The 20,183-nt window shown below is 71.4% G+C and carries 20 protein-coding genes, 1 tRNA gene and 1 rRNA gene; 12 read left to right on the top strand and 10 right to left on the bottom strand.

The annotated features are described in order from the left end of the window. Positions 1-218: 218 nt before the first annotated feature. Positions 219-1,559: a BTAD domain-containing putative transcriptional regulator gene (locus ACH4XV_RS46440; protein WP_395800337.1), complete on the bottom strand. Its 1,341-nt coding sequence runs from the start codon at positions 1,557-1,559 to the stop codon at positions 219-221. Between the two features lie 113 nt (positions 1,560-1,672). Between ACH4XV_RS46440 and ACH4XV_RS46445 the strand changes: the two genes are divergently transcribed. Further along, positions 1,673-2,227, top strand: a complete 555-nt coding sequence (locus tag ACH4XV_RS46445; protein WP_395800339.1) for a hypothetical protein — start codon at positions 1,673-1,675, stop codon at positions 2,225-2,227. A gap of 67 nt (positions 2,228-2,294) precedes the next feature. Beyond that, positions 2,295-3,125 (top strand): isocitrate lyase/phosphoenolpyruvate mutase family protein, encoded by an 831-nt coding sequence (locus ACH4XV_RS46450; RefSeq protein WP_395800341.1) that lies wholly within the window; start codon positions 2,295-2,297, stop codon positions 3,123-3,125. Positions 3,126-3,170: 45 nt separating this feature from the next. Here the strand turns inward: ACH4XV_RS46450 and ACH4XV_RS46455 are convergent, their stop codons facing one another. Continuing rightward, positions 3,171-4,022, bottom strand: coding sequence for a helix-turn-helix transcriptional regulator (locus tag ACH4XV_RS46455; protein WP_395800343.1), 852 nt, complete (start codon positions 4,020-4,022; stop codon positions 3,171-3,173). A gap of 179 nt (positions 4,023-4,201) precedes the next feature. Here ACH4XV_RS46455 and ACH4XV_RS46460 point away from each other — a divergent pair, with 179 nt between their 5' ends. The 3 genes from ACH4XV_RS46460 (at position 4,202) to ACH4XV_RS46470 (ending at position 8,568) form a co-directional block, all read left to right on the top strand. Then, on the top strand, positions 4,202-4,996 hold the full coding sequence (locus ACH4XV_RS46460) for an alpha/beta fold hydrolase (protein ID WP_395800345.1): 795 nt from the start codon (positions 4,202-4,204) through the stop codon (positions 4,994-4,996). Positions 4,997-5,168: 172 nt separating this feature from the next. Further along, entirely contained in the window at positions 5,169-6,584 is a 1,416-nt protein-coding gene (locus ACH4XV_RS46465) for a hypothetical protein (protein WP_395800367.1), read from the top strand. A 112-nt stretch (positions 6,585-6,696) separates the two neighbouring features. Beyond that, positions 6,697-8,568, top strand: coding sequence for an AAA family ATPase (locus tag ACH4XV_RS46470; RefSeq protein ID WP_395800347.1), 1,872 nt, complete (start codon positions 6,697-6,699; stop codon positions 8,566-8,568). Positions 8,569-8,593: 25 nt separating this feature from the next. On the opposite strand, the gene ACH4XV_RS46475 is transcribed toward ACH4XV_RS46470, so the two are convergent. Beyond that, entirely contained in the window at positions 8,594-10,162 is a 1,569-nt protein-coding gene (locus ACH4XV_RS46475; protein ID WP_395800349.1) for a helicase HerA-like domain-containing protein, read from the bottom strand. 168 nt (positions 10,163-10,330) lie between these two features. Between ACH4XV_RS46475 and ACH4XV_RS46480 the strand changes: the two genes are divergently transcribed. Beyond that, complete coding sequence (locus ACH4XV_RS46480; protein WP_020556786.1) at positions 10,331-10,627, top strand: type II toxin-antitoxin system VapB family antitoxin; 297 nt, start codon at positions 10,331-10,333, stop codon at positions 10,625-10,627. Between the two features lie 145 nt (positions 10,628-10,772). Next, the gene (locus tag ACH4XV_RS46485; protein WP_395800351.1) at positions 10,773-11,372 is read left to right on the top strand and encodes a LytR C-terminal domain-containing protein; all 600 of its coding nucleotides are present in this window, start codon (positions 10,773-10,775) and stop codon (positions 11,370-11,372) included. 110 nt (positions 11,373-11,482) lie between these two features. Here ACH4XV_RS46485 and ACH4XV_RS46490 read toward each other — a convergent pair. From ACH4XV_RS46490 to ACH4XV_RS46505, 4 genes are all read right to left on the bottom strand, one after another. Continuing rightward, positions 11,483-11,569 (bottom strand) — tRNA-Ser (locus tag ACH4XV_RS46490). A 10-nt stretch (positions 11,570-11,579) separates the two neighbouring features. Then, positions 11,580-12,110: a tRNA adenosine(34) deaminase TadA gene (gene tadA / locus ACH4XV_RS46495; RefSeq protein ID WP_395800353.1), complete on the bottom strand. Its 531-nt coding sequence runs from the start codon at positions 12,108-12,110 to the stop codon at positions 11,580-11,582. Positions 12,111-12,115: 5 nt separating this feature from the next. Next, entirely contained in the window at positions 12,116-12,595 is a 480-nt protein-coding gene (locus ACH4XV_RS46500; RefSeq protein ID WP_395800355.1) for a tRNA adenosine deaminase-associated protein, read from the bottom strand. A gap of 113 nt (positions 12,596-12,708) precedes the next feature. Next, the gene (locus tag ACH4XV_RS46505) at positions 12,709-12,897 is read right to left on the bottom strand and encodes a hypothetical protein (protein WP_078979378.1); all 189 of its coding nucleotides are present in this window, start codon (positions 12,895-12,897) and stop codon (positions 12,709-12,711) included. Positions 12,898-13,162: 265 nt separating this feature from the next. On the opposite strand from ACH4XV_RS46505, the gene upp reads away from it, so the two are divergent. The 4 genes from upp (at position 13,163) to ACH4XV_RS46525 (ending at position 16,001) form a co-directional block, all read left to right on the top strand. Further along, the gene (gene upp, locus ACH4XV_RS46510) at positions 13,163-13,804 is read left to right on the top strand and encodes a uracil phosphoribosyltransferase (protein WP_379998726.1); all 642 of its coding nucleotides are present in this window, start codon (positions 13,163-13,165) and stop codon (positions 13,802-13,804) included. Between the two features lie 338 nt (positions 13,805-14,142). After that, positions 14,143-14,310: a hypothetical protein gene (locus tag ACH4XV_RS46515; RefSeq protein WP_170222223.1), complete on the top strand. Its 168-nt coding sequence runs from the start codon at positions 14,143-14,145 to the stop codon at positions 14,308-14,310. After that, positions 14,282-14,869 (top strand): PH domain-containing protein, encoded by a 588-nt coding sequence (locus ACH4XV_RS46520; RefSeq protein WP_395800357.1) that lies wholly within the window; start codon positions 14,282-14,284, stop codon positions 14,867-14,869. The genes ACH4XV_RS46515 and ACH4XV_RS46520 overlap by 29 nt, the downstream gene beginning before the upstream one ends. 250 nt (positions 14,870-15,119) lie before the next feature. After that, positions 15,120-16,001, top strand: a complete 882-nt coding sequence (locus tag ACH4XV_RS46525; RefSeq protein ID WP_078976446.1) for a SigB/SigF/SigG family RNA polymerase sigma factor — start codon at positions 15,120-15,122, stop codon at positions 15,999-16,001. 133 nt (positions 16,002-16,134) lie between these two features. Here ACH4XV_RS46525 and ACH4XV_RS46530 read toward each other — a convergent pair whose 3' ends face one another. Next, complete coding sequence (locus ACH4XV_RS46530; RefSeq protein ID WP_395800359.1) at positions 16,135-17,295, bottom strand: tyrosine-protein phosphatase; 1,161 nt, start codon at positions 17,293-17,295, stop codon at positions 16,135-16,137. Between the two features lie 578 nt (positions 17,296-17,873). Here ACH4XV_RS46530 and ACH4XV_RS46535 point away from each other — a divergent pair. Then, positions 17,874-19,688: a protein phosphatase 2C domain-containing protein gene (locus ACH4XV_RS46535; protein ID WP_395800361.1), complete on the top strand. Its 1,815-nt coding sequence runs from the start codon at positions 17,874-17,876 to the stop codon at positions 19,686-19,688. A 154-nt stretch (positions 19,689-19,842) separates the two neighbouring features. Here the strand turns inward: ACH4XV_RS46535 and ACH4XV_RS46540 are convergent, their stop codons facing one another. Both ACH4XV_RS46540 and rrf read right to left on the bottom strand, forming a co-directional pair. Further along, the gene (locus ACH4XV_RS46540; RefSeq protein ID WP_379998717.1) at positions 19,843-20,025 is read right to left on the bottom strand and encodes a hypothetical protein; all 183 of its coding nucleotides are present in this window, start codon (positions 20,023-20,025) and stop codon (positions 19,843-19,845) included. Between the two features lie 71 nt (positions 20,026-20,096). Continuing rightward, positions 20,097-20,183: ribosomal RNA gene (rrf, locus tag ACH4XV_RS46545) — 5S ribosomal RNA — on the bottom strand; the annotation flags it as partial.

The following is a 20,183-nucleotide window of genomic DNA, read 5'->3' on the forward strand; positions in this document are numbered from 1 at the left end:
GGAAGCAATCATGCGCCGATTCCCCGGCGCCGCCGGGCCTGCAGGACTCGCCGAACGCCGCAGGGCTTACCCGTCCAGCGTCCCGCCGCCCCCGGCGACGCGCAATTCAGCGGCGAACCGCCGCACCGGGGCGCCCCACCACCGCACCCCCGGGCCCCAGCCCGCAACACCCTCACCAGCCGAAACGCCGCCATCCCACACGGTTCCGCCGCCGACGATCACTGCGCGCCCCGACAGCGGTTGCCGCAGATCGCCAGGCTGCACCAGCGACGCCGCCCGCTCGCATCCAGGAACAGCCAGCCGCACGCCTCGTCCGGACACCTGCGGACGAAAAACCGGCGCGGATCCGCCAGGAGTTCGGCCGCGCTGCGGGCCACCGCGTAGATCGGCAGCGCCAACCCCGCCGCCGGCGACAACCGCCACCGCCCCAGCCCGTCCTCGCCGCGCCGGAACACCGCCGCCCCGGCCGCCTCCCGAGCCGTCTCGGCCACCGCGTTGAACGCGCGCACGTCCTGCGGATCGGTCAGGCAGGCGTACAGATCGGCCCGAAACTCCCGCGCCCGCGCCAGTGCTGCGGCGGCCTCGACGGGCCGCTCCTCCGCCCGCCGACGCAGCCACGCGACCAGCCGCTCGTCGGCCAGGTCCAGATGCCCCGTCCACACCGCCAGCGTGGCGTAGCCGCGCAACCAGTCCGCGCCCGGGCGCTCGGGGCCACCCCAGCCCGCGTACGTGTTGCAGAACTCCAGCGCCGGATCCCCGCTCGTGTTCCAGGGCAGCCACTCCTCCCCGACCCGCACCGCGTACACCGGCGCCGAGGGCCGATCCAGGCTCGGGTCACCGCGCAGGATGCGCTCGTGCAGCGTGGTCAGCGTCGGCCCCGGCTCGATGCCCAGTTCGCTCACCAGCACCTTGTGGGTACGCCGGTACGCCTCCAGCGCCTCGGCCCGGCGACCGGCGCGACTCAGCGCGGTCATCCGGGCCGCCACCAGCCGCTCCCGAGCCGGGAACTCCTCGGCCACCGGCGCCAGATCGGCCAGGACCCGATCGTGCAACCCCATCGCGAGCCGAGCCTCGGCACGCTGTTCCAGCACGGACACGCGCAGTTCGTCCAGCCGCCCGGCCAGCCGACCGCGCAGCCGATCGTCGATCACGTCCGCGAGCAGCGGCCCCCGCCACAGCGCCAGCGCCCGATCCTGACACCGCAAACGCTCCGCCGGATCCGCGGCGCGTCCCGACCGTCCGACCAGGTCCAGGAACTCCCGTACATCCACGGCATGCGCGCCGGCATCCACCGTGTAACCACCGTGCCGGGTCCGCACCCGCAACCCGTACGGCGCAAGCCGGGCCCGCAGCCGACCGATGTAGGTGTGCACCGTGCCACGCGCCGAGGCAGGCGAACTCTCCTGCCACATCAGGTCGATCAGCCGCTCCGTGCCGACCACGCTCCCGGCGTCGAGGAGCAGCAGGGCCAGCAGACACCGTTCCTGACGGCGCGTGCCCACCAGCACGCTCCGCCCCTCGTGGCACGCCTCAAAGGCACCGAGCAACCGAAACTCCATGACCACCTCCACCGGCCCCGCGTGGTGAGAATCCGGTCAGCGCGGGGGCGGAGGCTGGGCGACGCCCCCCGAATCGGGCGGGTCGACCGCACCCCACCTCGCAAAGGAAGCCCATGCGCCGAACCTTCCTCACCCTGACGGTACTTGCCGCCCTCCTCGGCAGCGCCGCAACGGCGCCCGCATCGGCCGCCGACCCCACCCCGACCGCGGCCGAGAGCACGACCGAAGCCCCCTCCGCCTGGGAACCCGCCCCGCCCACCCCGCCGTTCGACTACCCGGCCGGTGCCCGCTGCGACTTCCCCGTACACGCGGAGGCGATCCTCGACGAGGTGGTGCAACGAGTCCTCGAAACCCACCCCGACGGCACCCCGAAACGGGTCGCGTACAAGGGCCCCCTGGTCATGCGGGTGACCAACACCGACACCGGCACCCACTTCGACGCCGACGCCGGTGGCAGCGCCGTCGTCGACTATCGCCTCGACGGCTCCCAGCGCTGGCTGGCGCTCGGCCCCGTACTCACCACCTTCCGCGCGAACGGCGGCAACATGCCGCGCGGCGTCTACACCATCGACGGCGTGTACATCCTGGACATCACCGCCGACCGCACCAAGACCCTGACCATGCTCCACGGCGGCACCGACGACATCTGCGCCCGCGTGGCCCGCTAGCGCGTGCCCAGGGGATGCCGGCGGAAAACCGCCGGCCGCGGCCCGGTCGGGCTGATGGAGTGGGGCCATGACGAGCCCGCGTGACACCGCCCTGACCTTCCGCGCCCTGCACACGAGTTCCGCGCCCCTCGCCCTGGCCAACGTCTGGGACGCCGCCGGCGCCCGCCTGGTCGTCGAGGCCGGCGCCCGCGCGGTGGCCACCACCAGCGCGGGCGTCGCCTGGGGCCTGGGCGCCGCCGACGGCGACCTCCTCGGCCGCGACCGGGCCCTCGAACTGATCGCCCGCGTGGCGGCCGCGGTCGAGGTACCGGTCACCGCGGACATCGAAAGCGGCTTCGGCGTCGACCCGGACGGCGTCGCCGAGACCGTGCGCGGCGTGCTCGCCGCCGGCGCCGTCGGGATCAACCTGGAGGACGCCTCGCACGGCGGCCCGACACCGCTGCGCCCGATCGCCGACCAGGCCGAGCGCATCGCCGCCGCCCGGGCCGCCGCCGACGCCGCCGACGTCCCGCTCTACCTCAACGCCCGGGTGGACACCTACCTCCGAGGCACCGGCGAGCCCGCCGACCGCCTGCGCGAGACGCTCGACCGGGCGAGCGCCTACCTCGCCGCCGGCGCCGACGGCATCTTCGTCCCCGGCGTGGTCGACCCGCCCACCATCGCCGCGCTCACCGCGTCCCTGACCGCCCCGCTCAACATCCTGGTCGGCCCCGGCGCCCCCGACGTCGCCGAACTCGGCCGGCTCGGCGTGGCCCGGGTCAGCCTGGGCTCCGCCGTCGCCGAGGCCGCCTACGCCGTGGTCCGCCGCGCGGCGCGGGAGCTGTACGACAGCGGCACCTACACCGGCCTCGCCGACGCGATCCCGTACGGCGACCTCAACGCGCTGCTCGCCCGCTGACCATTCGACACCGGCCCGGCCCACCCCGGGCCGGCCGCCGCCGACTCAGCCGAACGCCAGGGTGTCGCCGCCCGCTGGTCGGCGCAGCAGGGCCAGCCGACCGGCCAGGTCATCGCCCGGGGCCGGGGTGTACAGCACCACCCGGCGGTTGTCCTCGGGGGTGATCAGGACCTGGCAGTCCACCTCCACCAGACCGAGCACCGGGTGCAACACCCGCATCCGGCTGTGCCGCCGCACCGCCACCTCGTGCCGATCCCACAACTCGGCGAACTCGTCGCTGGCCTCGCGCAACCGGCTCACCAGCCGCGTCACCGCCGCGTCGTCCGGCCGGTGCGCGGCGGCGGCCCGCAGGTCGGCCACGTGCAGCCGGCTGTAGTACTCGTGCTCCTCGGCCGGATACGCGGCCCGCTGTCGGGCGTCGGCAAACCACCGCCACACCACGTTGCGGCCGTGCTCCGAGACCGTACACACCCCGCCGAGCAGGGCCTGCGCCATCGCGTTCTGCGCCAACACGTCACCGAGGTCGTCGAGCACCTGCGCGGGCGTGGCGTCCAGCTGATCCAGCAGATGCAGCAGCGCCGGCGCCACCTCGTCGCCGGCGGTCCGCGCCGCGGGCGGGCGATGCCCGGCCAGCAGGTACAGGTGATCCCGCTCGTCGTCGCTCAACCGCAACGCCCGCGCCAGCGCGCCGAGCATCTGCGTGGACGGCTGCGGCCCGCGGGCCTGCTCCAGGCGGATGTAGTAGTCGGCCGACATTCCGGTGAGCTGCGCCACCTCCTCCCGGCGCAGGCCGGGCGTACGCCGCCGAGGCCCGGCGGGCAGCCCCACCTCCTGGGGCGAGACCCGCTCCCGGGAGCGCCGCAGGAAGTCGGCGAGCTGGTCCCGAACAATCTTCATGCGCCCATCGTCGCGCATCGCCGCATCGCCGACCCTGGGACCGCCGATCCCAGGGTCGGCGATGCTCTCCCGGGCCGAAGGCCCCGGCGGCAGGGTTCGGGTGTCGGAGCCGATGCCCGACGTCGTTCGACACCGGCCGTTCGTCGTTCGACACCCGCCGTTTCGTGAAGGAGTTCGCCATGCCCGTCGTCAAGGTCGCCGACGCCCAGGTCCACTACGCCGTCTCCGGTTCCGGCGCCGGCCCCGCGCTGCTGCTCGTGCACGGGACCGGGTCCGTGGGGGTGCCGGTGAACTGGGGCTCGACCATCCCCCTCCTCGACGGGGACCGGGTGGTCATCGCCCCGGACCTGTCCGGGACCGACGCCACCGTCGACGACGGCGGCGCGCTGACCGTCGAGATCCTGACCGACCAGGTGATCGCGGTGATCGAGGACGCCGACCTCGGCCCCGTGGACCTGCTCGGCTTCTCGATGGGCGCGACCGTGGTCGCCGCGGTCGCCGCGCTGCGGCCGGACCTGGTGCACCGACTGATCCTGGTCGCCGGGTGGGCGTACACCGAGGGCGACGAATACCTGCGCAACACCTTCGCGCTGTGGCGCCGGCTCGGGGACACCGACGCCGAGTCGTTCTCCCGGTTCGTCACGATGACCGGCTTCGGCCGGGGCTTTTTGAACTCGATCGGTCGCGACGCGGTCGAGGCGATGACGCGGAACATGACGCCGACCCCGGGCACGCTGCGACACGTGGACTACGACGTGGCCCTCGACATCCGCCCGCTGCTGCCGCGGATCCGGACCCGGACGCTGGTCGTCGGCTGCGCGCAGGACGCCACCATCCCGGTGGAGCACAGCCGGGCCCTGCACGACGCGATCGCGAACAGCTCGTACGTCGAGATCGACTCCGGACACGTGGTGATGTTCGAGAAGCAGGACGAGTTCGTCGCGAGGATCCGCGAGTTCATCGCCGCCGGGTGAGGCGCGAACGCGGGAAAACCCCCTGACCCTGGCCCCCGGTGCGGCCCACAATGTGGAACCGACGGCGGTGTCCGGACCACTCGAGCGGGTGTCGGTCGGCACTGGAATCATCGAGGGACACCGAGGGGAGGTGACGGACGTGGCGTACGGCGAACGTGCCCCGCAGGCGCCGATCGTGAGCCTGACCGACCGTCGGGCGCTGGAGGCCTGGCGACCGGCCGACGACGAGGTGATCGCGCGGGCCCGCAAGCTCAAGGAAGAGGCGCTGCTCGACTTCGGCATGGAACTGTCGGTCATCGCCTCGTGGTTGTACACCAAGTGCCACCACCACATCCCGACCACCGCGATCGACACGGCCGCCGTGATGGCCTCCGGCGACGGCACCTGCCTGCTGCTCTACAACCCGCGGTTCTTCTGCGATCTGGGCCTGGACGGCGTCAAGTTCGTGCTCTTCCACGAGGCACGGCACCTGATCCAGCGGCACCTGTTCGCCGAGGCCGACCTGCGCGCCGACCCGGTGTTCACGCTCGCCGCCGAGGTGACCATCAACCACGTCGCGATGACCCGCCTCGGCCGCACGTCGCTGCCGATCGTGCGGCGGGTCGACCCGGACACCGGCGCGCAGATCGGCGAGCCGACCGGCATCGACCCGCGCGAGATCCACCGCGCCTACGTCAAGGACCTACAGGACCGGGGCCTGGAGTCGCTGCCCTACGACGACTTCGTGGACACCGACGCGACGGTCTACGCCGAACTCAAGCGCATGAAGCACCCGCCGGTACCGCCCCCGCTGTGCGTACACGTGATCCTGGGCGAGGGCACCGGGCTCCACGACGGCATGGACGGCGAGACGGTCGACCGGGTGGCCTCGGAGGTGCTGCGCAGCGTGCTGCTGGCGGCGCGGCGGGGTGAGCGGCTGGCCCGGCGGGAGCTGCTCGACCTGCTCTCGCGCACCGACGGCGCCACCGACCGCACCTCCAAGCTCTGGGGCGATCTGGGGGCCGGCTTCCTGCGCGGCGAGACCCAGCGCACCCGTCGGGTCGAGTGGTGGCAGCAGTGGCTGGTCGACGTACTGGCCTCCAAGCTGCGCGAAGGCGAGCGGCTGGTATATCCGAAGAAGCGCGGCGCGCTGCTCGCCGCGCTGGGCCACGACCCGATGCTCGCCCGACGCGGTCTGGAGCGCACCAAGGTCGTGGTGATCGCCTACGACACCTCGGGCTCGATGCCCGACCACGTGGTGGGCTGGTTGACCGAACTGGTCGGCAAGGCCGAGGGCGTGGAGACGCACTGGCTCAGCTTCGACGGCACGGTGATGCCGTTCAAGCCGGGCGAGCGGGTGCTCGGCGGCGGCGGGACGAACTTCCAAAACGTCGCCGACTACGTCGAGGGACGGCTGGCGATCGAGGGATCGGGCCGGTTCGAGGAATCGGTGGACGCGGTGGTGATGCTCACCGACGGCTACGCGCCGCCGATCACCCCTGCCGACCCCGACAAGTGGATCTGGCTGATCACCGAGGGCGGCGACGACTGGCCCGAGCGGCACGACCCGCCCATGGACTGTCACCGCGTCGTCACCGGCGACCACTGATCGGGGCCGCCGATGCCGACACACCGCGCCGACCGATGCCCGCGCCGACCGACGCCCCCGGCCGAAGAGCCCTCCGCAGCAGCACGCCGTGCGGCCGCCCCCGGAAGGAACCATGACGATCACCGCTGACACCACGCGCGCCGGCCGACCCGTGTCCGAGCCCAAGTGGAAGGTCACCGCCACCTTTCCCGAGCGCCCCAAGGGGTGGAAGGGCGTGTCCAAGCTCGAGGAGTTCATCGACGCGATGATCGACCTCGGCCAGACCGGGCAGATCTTCGGCGAACACGGCATCGGCAAGACCGCCACGTTCTTCAGCCACATCCCGGACCGGCACGAGGACACGGTCCTGGTCTTCGTCCCGGCCGCCAACCTGACCCCCGACGACCTGCTGATCAACGCGCCCGTCCGGGACGCGCGCACCGGCGAACTGGTGCTGCGTCAGCTGATCATGCGTCAACTGCGGCCCGGGAAACGCTTCGTGCTGCTGATCGACGACGCGTTGCAGGCGGGCGAGACGATCCAGTCCCAGCTCATGCAGATCGCCTGCAACTGGACGCTCGGCGAACACGACCTGCGCCAACTCGGCTGCGTGGGCGTCTTCCTCACCGACAACGAGTCGCTGGCCGAGACCGCGACCCGGCGTACCGACCTGGCCATCCTGGACCGCATGGTCACGGTCAAGATCACCGCGACGGACACCGCGTGGCGCTACAAGCTCGCCGAGCGCTTCGCCGGCACCGACCTGACCCAGGTCTTCCAGGTGTGGACCAGCCTGTCCCCGGCGCTGCGCCAATTGATGTCCCCGCGCACGCTGGAGCACGTGATCGACTGCGCGCTGGCCGGCTTCCCGCTGGTGTGGGGGCTGCCGCTGGTCAACGGCGAGCGGCTGGCGCTGACCGAGACCAAGAAGGACGGCTCCCCCGGCCCGGACCGCACCGACGAGGTGCTCGACCGGATCGCCTCCGGCCTGGGCGTGCGCAACCCCGACCAGACCCCCGACGCCGTGCGCCGGATCGTCCGCGAGGCGATCCACCGCCGCTGGTCGGTGCTGATCCAGGGTCCGCCCGGCTGCGGCAAGACCGAGGTGGTGCGCGAGGTGGTGCGCGCCGAACTCGGCCACGATCCGCTCTACTTCTCGCTGCCGGTGACCAACGTCGAGGACCTGTGCGCGCCCGTGCCCACCCCCGACGGCTCGCTGGAGAACCTGCTGGCGGCCAAGTTCACCGATCCCGGCGCCAAGGTGATCGTCTGGGACGAATACAACCGGCCCAAGGACAAGTCCACCTTCGCCAAGCTGATGGAGGTCACCCAGGAGTGGTCCATCGCCGGCCGCCCGATCCCCGGCCTGCGCGCCCAGATAGCCCTGCAGAACCCGCCGTACCACCTCGGCCGCAAGATGCTCGTCTCGCGCAACAACATCGCCCAGGCCACCCGCTTCACCGCGTCGCTGACCATTCGTCCCGAGGACATCCCGGCCAACGAGTGGCTGATCGCCACCTACGGCCCGGTCGCCGAGACGGTGCTGGAGTGGTGGAAGAACGACATCGACGACGAGGGCCGCGACTGGATCACCAAGCGCACCCTGGAGCGGCTGATCAAGCTGCACCAGCGCGACCTGCCGCTGGAGATGGCCAAGGTCTACCTCGGCGACGGCGAATACGCGCCCGTGCCGCTGAACGCCCTGGAAGCCAGGTTCGCGGAGAACCCGGCCACCGGCCTCGGCGACATCTCCGCCAACCTCGACGAATGGGTGCGCCGACTCGACGCGGCCAACGAGGAGTCCGGCGAGGGCACCGACGACACCGACATCGTGCACCAGGTGCTGGCCAACGCCGAGTTGTCCCAGCTGCGCGAACACATGGACACCGTCGCGCAGTTGCTCGCCGGCCTGCCGCCCAAGCTACGCTCCAGCTATCTGGTCGGCCAATCGGTGGACAAACAGCGCTTCTGGATCGAGGCGTTCGCGAAGATGCCGCGCCGCTGAACCCGGCCCCTCGTCGACCCGCCCGTCAGCGTTTGCGGCGGGCGGTGCCGAACAGGCTGCGGGTGATCTCCCGGCCGATCTGGGTGCCCATCGAGCGCAACATCGACTTCACCGCGGAGTTGCCCATCATCTGCTCGACCATCCCGGGCTTCGGCTTCTCCTCCCGGGCTCGCCCGCGCGCGGGTTCGTCGGGCGCGGGCGTCTTTGCGGGTTCCGCGGGCGCCTGGGACTGATCCTGGGCCTGGGCCTGGGCCGCCGTCAGCTTCTCGAACGCCGACTCGCGGTCGACGGCGGTGCCGTACGTGGGGAACAGCGGCGAGTTCGCCGCCAACGTGCGCATCGCCTCCTCCGGGATCGGCGCCATCAGCGACCGCGGCGCCCGCAGCCGGGTCCAGGCCACCGGCGTCGGCGCACCCTTCTCGCCGAGCACGGTCACCACCGCCTCGCCGGTGCCGGCCTGGGTGAGCACCTGCTCCAGGTCGTAGGACGAGCGCGGGAACGTGGACACGGTGGCCTTGAGCGCCTTCGCGTCCTCCGGCGTGAAGGCGCGCAGCGCGTGCTGGACCCGATTGCCCAACTGGGACAGCACATCGGCGGGCACGTCACGCGGCGTCTGCGTGACAAAGAAAATCCCGACCCCCTTCGACCGGATCAGCCGCACGGTCTGGGTGATCGCGGTCAAAAACGCCTTCGACGCGCCCGTGAACAGCAGATGCGCCTCGTCGAAGAAGAACACCAGGCGCGGCCGATCCGGGTCGCCGACCTCGGGCAGATCGTGGAACAGGTCGGCGAGCAGCCACATCAGGAAGGTGGAGAACAACTGCGGCTTGTCCTGTACCGCCGCGAGTTCGAGCAGCGAGACCACACCCTGCCCGTCGGAGGTGGTGCGCAGCAGATCGGCGGTGTCGAAGGCCGGTTCGCCGAAGAACGCCGCGCCGCCGTTGTTCTCCAACGTGATCAGCGCGCGCAGGATCACCCCGGCGGTGGCGGCGGACAGACCGCCGATCCCCTTGAGCTCCGCCTTGCCCTGATCGTCCGTCAGGAACTGGATCACCGCGCGCAGGTCCTTCAGATCCACCAGTTCCAGGCCGCGTTGATCGGCGAAGTGGAAGATCAGCCCGAGCGAGGACTCCTGCGTCTCGTTCAGATCCAGCACCTTCGCGAGCAGCGTCGGCCCGAAGTCGGTGATCGTGGCCCGGATCGGCACCCCGGTACCGATCCCGCCGAGCGCGTAGAACTCGGCCGGACATCCGCCGGGTTGCCAGTCCTGACCGACCTCGGCCGCCCGTGCGGCGACCCGCTCCCCGGGCTCCCCCGGAGCGGAGATGCCGGAGAGGTCGCCCTTGACGTCGGCGAGGAAGACCGGGACGCCCTGCGCGGACAGTTGCTCCGCGATCAGTTGCAGCGTCTTGGTCTTGCCGGTCCCGGTCGCACCCGCGACCAGCCCGTGCCGGTTGAGCACCCCGAGCGGGACCCGCACCGGCGCCTGCGGGTACGCGCTTCCCGCGACGACGGCGGCGCCCAACTCCACCGCGGGTCCCGTGAAGGTGTACCCGGCTGTGATGGTCGCGACGGTGTCGTCCTGCTCGGTCATGCGCTCCTCCGCTCACCGGGATCCGGAAAGCGAATACACCGATAGCGCAAGAAATATCCCGATTGCCCCGGCGGATCGGCCATCCGAGCCGACCCGATCCGCGACGCCGCTCCCTCGCTTCGGCACAGGGTGGGGGTTCGGGGACCACGATCCCGGTAGGCTGAGCCTGTGATCTTCAAGCGGATCGGTGACGGCAAACCGTACCCGGACCACGGGAGGTCGGGTGCCCGGCAATGGGCCGACATCGCCCCGCGGCCCGTGCGTCTGGACCAACTCATCACGACGAAGCGGCAACTCGACCTCGACACGCTGCTCGCCGAGGACTCGACCTTCTACGGCGATCTCTTCGCGCACGTCGTGAAATGGCAGGGCGACCTGTATCTGGAGGACGGCCTGCATCGCGCGGTCCGAGCCGCCCTCCAACAACGCCAGGTGCTGCACGCGCGCGTGCTCGAACTCGGCTGAACACGCAACCTCGGCGGCCCGATCAGGTGGTCGTCACGAGTACGGCCGTGCCCGGATACGCAAGGTGCCAGGTCGGCGCTAATCTCGACTCCATGGCGACCGGGACCACGGCCATGCCGTGCAGGAGGAGGACGGGGGCGCACCGATGAGCATGCTCACTCCCCGCGGCATGGGAGGCCAGTACAAGATCACTGGCAAGCTGTATCCGCGGATGACGCGGCGCAGGCGACGCATGCCCGTGGTGATCGCGATCGTGGTCGGCCTGGTGGTCCTGGCGACCGCCGGCTGGGGTGTGTACCACTTCACCTCCGACGACGGCGGCACCGCCGCGGCCTGCCCCTCGCCCACCGCCTCGGCCCCGCCGCCCACCCAGGCCGCGCCCCTGCCCGAGCCCAAGACGATCACGGTGAACGTCTACAACGCCACCAAGCGCACCGGCCTGGCCAAGACCGTCGCCGAAGCGCTCAAGACGCGCGGATTCACCATCGGCAAGGTCACCAACGACCCGCTGAACGCGCCGATCGCGGCCACCGCCGAGATCCGCCACGGCTTCCCCGGCGCCACCCCCGCGAAGGTCGTCGCCGCCCAGGTCGCGGGCTCCACCGACAAGGAGGACCAGCGCACCGACGGCTCGGTGGACCTGGCCATCGGCGACGCGTGGACCGACCTGGCCACCCCGGAGGCCGCCGCGGCCATCCTGTCCCCGCCACCCCCGCCCCCGCCCAGCCAAACCCCCGGCTGCTGACCCGAAGCCCCGCTGCCGCCCCACCCCAAAGGGGCGGCAGCCCCCGCCAGGCCCCCGAAAACGCCAAAGGCGCCACCCGGAATCCGGATGGCGCCTTCGTCTTGCAAGAGCGGTAGCGGTGGGATTTGAACCCACGGATAGCTTGCACCATCACACGCTTTCGAGGCGTGCTCCTTAGGCCACTCGGACACGCTACCGAGAGAGAGCTTACCGGATGCCGGGGTGTGGTTCGTAACCGGATTCGTCGGTGCGGTTGAGGGTGAAGAAGTCGCGCAGGATCGTGGTGCACTCCGCCGCCGCGACGCCGGCGACGACCTCCGGGCGGTGGTTGAGGCCGCGGTCGCGGAGTACGTCCCACAGGGAGCCGGCGGCGCCGGCCTTGGGGTCCCAGGCGCCGAAGACCACGCGGTCGACCCGGGCCAGGACGATCGCGCCCGCGCACATCGTGCACGGCTCCAGGGTGACCACCAGCGTGCAGCCGGACAGGCGCCACTGCCCGACGGCCTTGGCGGCCTCGCGCAGCGCCACGATCTCGGCGTGCGCCGTCGGGTCGCCGTGCGCCTCGCGTTCGTTGCGGCCGCGGCCGAGCACCGCGCCGTCCGGGCCGAGCACCACGCACCCCACCGGCACGTCTCCCGTGTCCACCGCCGGCGCCGCCTCGGCCAGGGCCAGCCGCATGGCCGGCTCGTACCGTCGCAGCGCGGGATCGAATCGGGGCTCGGGCACCGGTGGGGGCATCGTGCTCAGCGGACCGTCTCCAACTCGTCCGCGCAGCCCAGCCGTTCCGCTATCACCGCGATGGCGTCCGCGGGCAGCCCCGCCTCGCCCGCGAGGTCGGCCAGCAGTTGGGCCGACACCCCCAGGTCCACCAGGACGGTCTCGTCGCCGGCCGGACCGGTCGGCAGCACGGCCTCGTCGTCCTCCTCCAGGCCGTCGAGCACATCGGCCGTCAGCAACGCGTCCGCGTAGGCGCTGCGGGAGACCGCGGCCACGTCGGAGACGTAGATGCGCGGGTCCTCCTCACCGTCCACCCGGACGACCGCGAACCAGGTGTCCTCCTGTTCGACGAACAGCAGTACCGGTTCGTCGTCCACCGCCGCCGACCGTGCCAGGGCGGTCATCCCGGCCGAGTCCTCGACATCGTCGAGGTCGGCTTCACGGGCCTCCCACTGCTCGTCTGTACGTACGAGCACTGCGGCGAAGTACGCCACGGGACTCTCCAAGATCGTTCGCTTCGGCGTTGTCTCTCGCATCGTGGCAGATACCGGACCACCACGACGGGAATTGGCGCACGTTGACGAACAAGGTCGCCGCGACGATCGCGCGCGGATCGTTTTCAGTAACGGAACGTACGCATCCGCATCATCTGTCGTAGCCGCTCGTTGCGCGCGCGCCGCGGTTGAATGCGGGCCCGCAACTCGCGCGCCTCGGCGAGTTCGCGCAGGAAGAGGGTGCGCCGGCGACGGCGAGCGGCCTCCGCCTCGCGGCGCTCGGCCGCCGTCGTTCGAGGTTCCCGACTCTCCATCACCACGCCCCTGGACTCGAAAATCCACCGAAACCGACGTGGCAGTAGTTCCCGGGACACGCCGGCTCAGTCATCGCACCGCCGGACCGGGCCGGATGTGCGTTCACAAACCGGTTCAATCCCTCCAATTTACCCGGGATTCCCATAACCGCCCGGCCCGGACCGCCCGCCGGACCCGCGCACGGCCGACGAATGCCACCGAACACACCCCGAAACCGACAACCCCGCAGGGTCGCGGGAGGGGCCGGCGGGCTACTGTCGCTCCATGCGGATTCACGTCGTCGACCATCCTCTGGTGGCCCACAAACTCTCCACGCTGCGCGACCGGCGCACCGACTCGCCCACCTTCCGGAGGCTCGCCGACGAACTCGTCACGCTGCTCGCCTACGAGGCGACCCGGGGGGTGCGCGTCGACCCGGTCGCGATCAGCACCCCGGTCAGCGAGACCACGGGCGTCAAGCTCTCCTACCCCCGGCCGCTGGTGGTGCCGATCCTGCGCGCCGGGCTGGGCATGCTGGACGGCATGGTGCGCCTGCTGCCGACGGCCGAGGTCGGCTTCCTCGGCATGATCCGCAACGAGGACACCCTGGAGCCGTCGACCTACGCCACCCGCATGCCCGACGACCTCGGCGGCCGGCAGGCGTACGTGCTCGACCCCATGCTCGCCACCGGCGGCACCCTCATCGCGGCGACCAAGCTGCTTTTGGAGCGCGGCGCGCTGGACGTGACCGCGATCTGCCTGCTCGCCGCCCCCGAGGGGGTCAAGGTGATGCAGGAGGCGTTCGCGGACACCGAGGCCAACGTCACCGTGGTCACCGCCTCGATCGACGAGCGGCTCAACGAGCACGGCTACATCGTCCCGGGCCTCGGGGACGCCGGCGACCGGCTGTACGGCACCGCGGGCTGACCCGGGCCGCGACCCGAGCGGAGCCCGACCCGACCCACGCACCGCGTACGACCGTTCGGGGCCGATCCCGCAGCCCGTGTCCCGCGTGGGACCAAGGCCCTGCCCCGACAGGACGAACGCCGGATGCGCACGGCCACGCCTCGGCGCATGCTGGAGATGTGCCCGGGGCTGGGCAGGAGCCCCGCAGGCACCCCGGGACTGTTTGCCGATGCTGCGAAGGTACGACCCACCTTTGCTCCGGCGGGGGTCCCACAGGGGAGAGAGAGTGGCCGGTCCCCCCGCGGCCGCTCCCTCTCCCCTATTGTTTCTCCCCGACACCTCATAGGGGAGGCGGGGATATGGCGGGGCAGACCAAACGGATCCTGACGCTGCTCCTGATCGTCTTTGTCATCTACACGATCATCGCCACGCCCGAAAAGGCCTCCGACCTGGTCGCGCAGTGGTTCCAGGCGATGTCCTCCGCCGCCAAGTGGTGCGGTGACCAGATCAGCAGGCTCACGGGCTGAGGTCGTGCGCCGAGCGGCGAGCGCGGCGTCGGGGCCGGAGCCGGCACCGGTCGACGCCTCCACCACCGAGACCCACGCGATACGCCGCTACCTGCTGCCCAGCGAGACCTGCGCGATAGCCGTACGCCGGCACTGGGCGATCATCATCGGCCCGCTGGCGGTCACCGGGTTCGGGATCGCCTTCCTGGCGCTGCTGCTGTGGTACTTCACGTCCGCGAACCTGATCGTGAAGTACGGCGTATGGCCCGTCGGCACGGGCCTGCTGCTGTGGTGCTCCGGTCACATACTGACCTGGCGCAACGACTACTTCATCGTCACCGACAAGCGCATCATCCTGGCCACCGGGCTGATCGGGCGGCGGGTCAACATGCTGCCGCTGACCCAGGTGACCGACATGAGCTACCGACGCAGCCCGGGCGGCAGATTGCTCGGACACGGGACGTTCGTGATGGAGTCCGCGGGGCAGGATCAACCGCTCAGGGAGGTCGAGTTCGTCCCTCGACCCGACGCCGTCTACCTGAAGGTATGCGATCAACTGTTCGGCCCGAATGTCGACTGATCGTCAAAGACCGACGAGTAATGCGAAACGGCTGGTAAAACCTCGAATTTTCTTTGCGGTGATTCGCGGCTTTCGTACTGTCGACATGCCGCTAGATACACCCGCATCACCTGACAAATCGGGGATGTCGCAAGGGGTTTGGGGCGGTGACCCGCACCGGTAAGGGGGTACCGAACGACGGGCTGCCGTTCCACCATGGCCGGCAGCGGACAGGTTCCGCTCCAGGACCGACGAGGAGGTGGGCTCTCCAGTGCTGCTGCGAGATGCTTCCCACGAGGGCACAGCCGGCTCGACCGCCGACCGCGCCGCGCCCGCGCGCCTTCCCCGTACCGGCATACCCCGCGCTCGCGCGCTCCGGGGTTCCGGCACCGACACCCCCCAGGACACGCGCACGCTGTCCCGAACCCTCCTGCTCCGCCTCACCGACGTCGTCGAGGGATCGGCCGAGCACGCCTACGTGCGCAGCACCCTGGTCGAGCTGAACCTGCCCCTGGTGCGCTTCGCCGCGAACCGCTTCCGCAGCCGCACCGACCAGTACGAGGACGTGCTCCAGGTGGGCACGATCGGGCTGATCAAGGCGATCGACCGCTTCGACCCGCATCGCGGCGTCGAGTTCCCGACCTACGCCGTGCCGACGATCATCGGCGAGATCAAGCGGTTCTTCCGGGACACCTCGTGGAGCGTGCGGGTGCCCCGCCGGCTCCAGGAGTTGCGGCTCGCGCTCGCCGAGGCCACCGAGCAGTTCAACCACAAGTACGACCGGGCACCGACCGTGGTCGAACTCGCCAAGCACCTGAACCTGACAGTCGAGGAGATCCTCGAGGGCATGGAGGCGGCCAACGCCTACTCGCCCGCGTCGCTGGACGCACACGACCTCGACGACGATCGCGACAACGCGCTGATCGCCCGTCTCGGCCAGGAGGACGAGGCGCTCGACGGGGTCGAGTATCGCGAGGCACTGCGGCCGCTGCTGGCCCGGATGAGCCCCCGCGACCGGCAGATCATCATGCTGCGCTTCTTCGGCAACATGACGCAGTCTCAGATCGGCGAGCGCCTGGGCATCTCCCAGATGCACGTCTCGCGCCTGCTCGCCCGCGCGTTGGCGCGGCTGCGCGCCGACCTGTCCGCCTGAGCGAGCGCGGCCCGGCCGCGGTGCGTGCGGCCTCGGCCGCTGTCCGGCAACGCCCCTGACGGATCATCAGGGGCCTTGCCGGGCGGCCGACCGAGACCGCCCGCACCCGGCGGGCCGGGATCGGGACGGCGGCTCAGAAGGTGAGCAGCCGGGCCCGAAGCCGCAGTTCGGTGATCGGGTCGATGTTCAAACCCTTGCGCAGGTACGCGTCGAACGAGCCGAACTTGCTCTGCACCTCGGCGAACGCCGTGTCCAGGTACGACTTCTGCACGTACAGCAGCGGGTCCATCAGGCTCGGGTCCTGCATCAGCCCGGCGGCCTTCAGGCCCGCCTTCGTGGCCTCGTTGCGCGCCCGCAGGTTGTCGTTGCTGGCCAGGAAGTCGGCCTGCACGGTGGCGTCGTCGACACCCAGCGCCTTGAGCACGATCGCGCTCATCCACCCGGTGCGGTCCTTGCCCGCCGTGCAGTTGTAGATCACCGTTTTGCCGTCCGCGAGGTCGCGCAGCACGGTGGCGAACTGCGCGCGCTGGGCCGGGTCGTCGACGAAGCCCCGATAAACGTTCTCCAGCGCGGCAGCGGCCTTGCCGTCGCCGAGCAGCTCCTTCTGCCGGATCGGATCCCGGCTGCCCACCGCGGCGTTGGTGATGGCGGTGAGGTTGCCGTCGGCGATCGGCAGGTTCTCGACCGGGGTGCCCGCGGGCAGCCGGTTGACGCCGTTGCCGGTGATCTCGATGTCGGTACGGAAGTCGGCGGACACGTCCAGGCCCAGACCGCCCAGGCGGGCCACGTCGGCGTCGGTGAGCTTGCCGAGCGCGTCGGCGCGGAAGGCCTGGCCGTACTTCACGGTCCGGCCCGAGTCCGCGCGGTAGCCGCCCAGGTCCCGGGCGTTGGGCGCGCCCTGCAGGCCCAGCGAGCGCGGGGCGGTGACCACCGCGCCGTTCGGGCCGGCCGGGGTGATGGCGAAGTACCAGCGCTTGGCCGGGTCCAGGCCGGACACGGTCAGCGAGGTGCCCTTGGTCGTGCCGACGAGCCGGGTGAAGCGGTCCGCGTCGGTGGACGCGTACACGCGCATCGGGCCGGGCCAACGATCGGTCCAAGTGATCGTGTACGTGCCGTCCGGGCCGACCGTGGCCGAGGCTCCGGTGACCGAGCCGAGACCGGCGCGGGCAGAGACCCCGGAGTCGCCGTTGCCCGTGGCGGCCGAGGCCGGGGACGAGGCGACCGCGACGGTGCCGCCGAGCGTGAGCGCCGCCGTGACGGCGAGGGTCGCGAGGCGGGTGGTGCGTATGCGCATGCGGTTGTGCTCCCGAGGAGGAAGTGTTCGTGATCGCCCGGGAACGACCTGGAAAAACAACCGGTCGTCGCTGCCGAGCGACGGACACACTGTAGTGACGACCGTGCGCCGACTCCAGACGGTGCCGTATGGAGGGATGGTGCGATGGGTCACCGTACGAGCCGGTTGCCCGGATCCGCCGATCACCGGGCGGACCGATCATCCGACGCCGCCCCCTCGGACCCGAATCCGGCACTTTCGCAAGCCACTTCGACACAAAACCCACCGAACACGCCGGCGAGGACGCCCAGTCGCCACATTCGCCCCGTCGACGGGGAACGCCGGCACCCGGTTCGGGAGTTTCCCTGATACGCCGTCAAATAGGTACCGAGCGACGGGATTCCGGGTAGAACGCCGCCATCCGCCCGGTCATCGGGCGGACCCGGGGCAAAGTGGGGACCAACGCGCGCGCGTGCGCCCACGGGCACGGGCCGTGCACGCTATACCTGTTGATACCGGTCGCACGGGTGGGAGACGTCCACTCACCGGCGACCCGAAGGGACCGGCTCGCCGGCCGGCCCGACGCGAAGGAGGAAGCCGTGCCGGACGGTACCAGCAAGCGCCACACCCCCGGCGATGGTTCGCCGGGCCGGCCCGTCCCGCGAGCCCAGGGTCCCCGGCGCTCCGGTCCGGGCGATCGTGAACGCCCCGAACCCGACTGGGATCGTCGGCCCGACCCCGACTACGACCGTCGGGCGGACCCGGACTACGACCATCGGCCGGATCCGCTGTACGACCGCGAGGTCGAGGCGCCCTCCGGACCGCCGGGCTTTCCCGACTCGGCGCCGCCGGACCAGGGCGGGCGCCGCTCCGGGCGGGCCCGCCGGGTGGCCAACTGGTTCGGGTTCGGCGCGCCGGCCGAGGAGGACGAACCGGATCAGTACGACCGCCGGCCCGGCTTCGGCCGCCGCGATCCGTACGAGGCCGACGCCGGGGTGTACGACTACGGACGCGACCAGGGCCAGGAGTACGACGCCGACTACGATCCGGCGCCGCCCGCGTCGGGCCGCAATCGGCGGCGCACCGGCTCCTCGCACTGGGAGGACGTGATGCTCGGCTCGTCGCCGCCTCCGGGCACGCCGATGTCGGACAGCATCCCCGGCGACACGATGCCGCCCGATCGGCTGCACCGCGACGCGCAGGGCGTGTTGCCGCCGTCGCGCGGCGCCGCCCGCCCGGGACGGCGCGAGGATCCGCAGCAGTGGCGGCCGGAGGCCGACGACGACATCGAGCCCGCCGATCCGATGGATCCGGTCGACCCGCTCGACCCCGGCCCGAGCCCGTCCGCCGAGCGTCGTCCGAACTACCCGCCGATCCCCAAGCACCGGCCCGCACCGGCCGTGGAGTCGGACAGCTACTCGTCGATCGACGCGAGCCCCGGGTTCGGCGACGATCCGACGGAACGACGGCGCGACGTCGGCGGCGAACCCGCCCCGGACGACGCCGGCGAGCCGGGCACCACGTTCCTCAAGGCGCCCCCGGCCCAGCGCACGCCCCACCGCTCCGCGCCCGCGGACAACCCGGCCGACGAGGTCCCGCGAAGGATGTTGCGCATGCTCCCACCTCCCGCCCTCGCCGACGGCGGCGGCATGGTCGTCGACGGCGGCCGGCTGGGCCGGTTGAACGTGCGCGCCGCCGGAGTCCGGGGCGAACTGCACCAGCAACAGGGCCTGCCCAGACAGAACTGCTTCGCGGTCGGCCCGGACCCGAGCGCCCGCTGGACGATCGCCATCATCTGCGACGGCGTCGACAACGCGCACGCCTCCGAACTCGCCGCCCAGATCGCGGTCCGCAGCGCCTACCGCACCGTCGCGCGGATGGTCGCGCGCGAACGGCACGAGAACTGGGACTGGGCCGGTGTTCAGACGGAGGTCGAGGAGGACCTGCGCTCCCGCCTGACCGGCACCGCCGACCGCGCGCACGAGCTGGGCCGCTCCGAACCCGCCACCCGCCTGGCGATATTGGTCACCGCCGCCGATCCGCTGGAGGACGACCGGGTCGACATGGCCGTACTCGGCGACAGCACCGTGCTCCGCCTGGCCCAGGGCGGCTGGCGCGCGCCGCTGGGCATCCGGGACACCTCGCTGGAGGCCGCGCCGGCGGCGATTCCCGACCAGGCCGGCGACGACCAGCTCCGCATCTGCCGGACCACGTGGCGGCCCACCGACGTACTGGTGATGATGACCGGCGGCTTCGCCGAGGCACTCGGCCAGCCGACCGCCGGTCTCGCTCCGCGCCTGGCCGGGGATTGGCGGACCCCGCCATCCCTGTTCGACTACCTGCGTGATGTGGACGAGGGCCTGCGGCTGCGCGAGGAGGACGGCTGCGTCGTCGCGCTGTGGCCGTCGACCTGACCGGAGGTATCGAGCGACGAACCGCGAATACCGGATACCGGATACCGAAGTATTCGCGGAATGTATATCGCGGGCGGGGCCCGGAGGGATGGGGTCCCGCCCGCGGTATGTCGGCCCGTTGGTACGGCGGTCGGTATATCGACCGATGGGTGGGTCAGGTGACGGCAATGAGCACGACCGCCGCGACCACGATGATCGCGATCACGACTCCGGCGATCAGTAGCACCGGCGGGGTGCCGCGCCGGGCCGGTTCGCCGGGAGCCGCGGGGCGGTCCTCGGCGACGAAAGCCCGGAACATCTGAGTACTGGCTGCAGGATCCATCTCGTTGTCAGGCATGCGCAGACCATACCGCACCCCGGAAAACGCAAAAGGCCCATCCCTTTCGGGATGGGCCTTTCACACGTAGATTCCGGCGGCGTCCTACTCTCCCACACCCCTTCGAGTGCAGTACCATCGGCGCTGGAGAGCTTAGCTTCCGGGTTCGGAATGAGACC

It is taken from the genome of Embleya sp. NPDC020630, assembly GCF_044334985.1.
Classification (GTDB): domain Bacteria; phylum Actinomycetota; class Actinomycetes; order Streptomycetales; family Streptomycetaceae; genus Embleya.

Coding starts and splice junctions, on each gene's coding strand:
- upp (WP_379998726.1), top strand. CDS start 13,163: ATGCGGATTCACGTCGTCGACCATCCTCTGGTGGCCCACAAACTCTCC.
- ACH4XV_RS46475 (WP_395800349.1), bottom strand. CDS start 10,162: ATGACCGAGCAGGACGACACCGTCGCGACCATCACAGCCGGGTACACC.
- ACH4XV_RS46440 (WP_395800337.1), bottom strand. CDS start 1,559: ATGGAGTTTCGGTTGCTCGGTGCCTTTGAGGCGTGCCACGAGGGGCGG.
- tadA (WP_395800353.1), bottom strand. CDS start 12,110: ATGCCCCCACCGGTGCCCGAGCCCCGATTCGATCCCGCGCTGCGACGG.
- ACH4XV_RS46485 (WP_395800351.1), top strand. CDS start 10,773: ATGAGCATGCTCACTCCCCGCGGCATGGGAGGCCAGTACAAGATCACT.
- ACH4XV_RS46470 (WP_395800347.1), top strand. CDS start 6,697: ATGACGATCACCGCTGACACCACGCGCGCCGGCCGACCCGTGTCCGAG.
- ACH4XV_RS46530 (WP_395800359.1), bottom strand. CDS start 17,295: ATGCGCATACGCACCACCCGCCTCGCGACCCTCGCCGTCACGGCGGCG.
- ACH4XV_RS46460 (WP_395800345.1), top strand. CDS start 4,202: ATGCCCGTCGTCAAGGTCGCCGACGCCCAGGTCCACTACGCCGTCTCC.
- ACH4XV_RS46540 (WP_379998717.1), bottom strand. CDS start 20,025: ATGCCTGACAACGAGATGGATCCTGCAGCCAGTACTCAGATGTTCCGG.
- ACH4XV_RS46455 (WP_395800343.1), bottom strand. CDS start 4,022: ATGAAGATTGTTCGGGACCAGCTCGCCGACTTCCTGCGGCGCTCCCGG.
- ACH4XV_RS46450 (WP_395800341.1), top strand. CDS start 2,295: ATGACGAGCCCGCGTGACACCGCCCTGACCTTCCGCGCCCTGCACACG.
- ACH4XV_RS46505 (WP_078979378.1), bottom strand. CDS start 12,897: ATGGAGAGTCGGGAACCTCGAACGACGGCGGCCGAGCGCCGCGAGGCG.
- ACH4XV_RS46445 (WP_395800339.1), top strand. CDS start 1,673: ATGCGCCGAACCTTCCTCACCCTGACGGTACTTGCCGCCCTCCTCGGC.
- ACH4XV_RS46515 (WP_170222223.1), top strand. CDS start 14,143: ATGGCGGGGCAGACCAAACGGATCCTGACGCTGCTCCTGATCGTCTTT.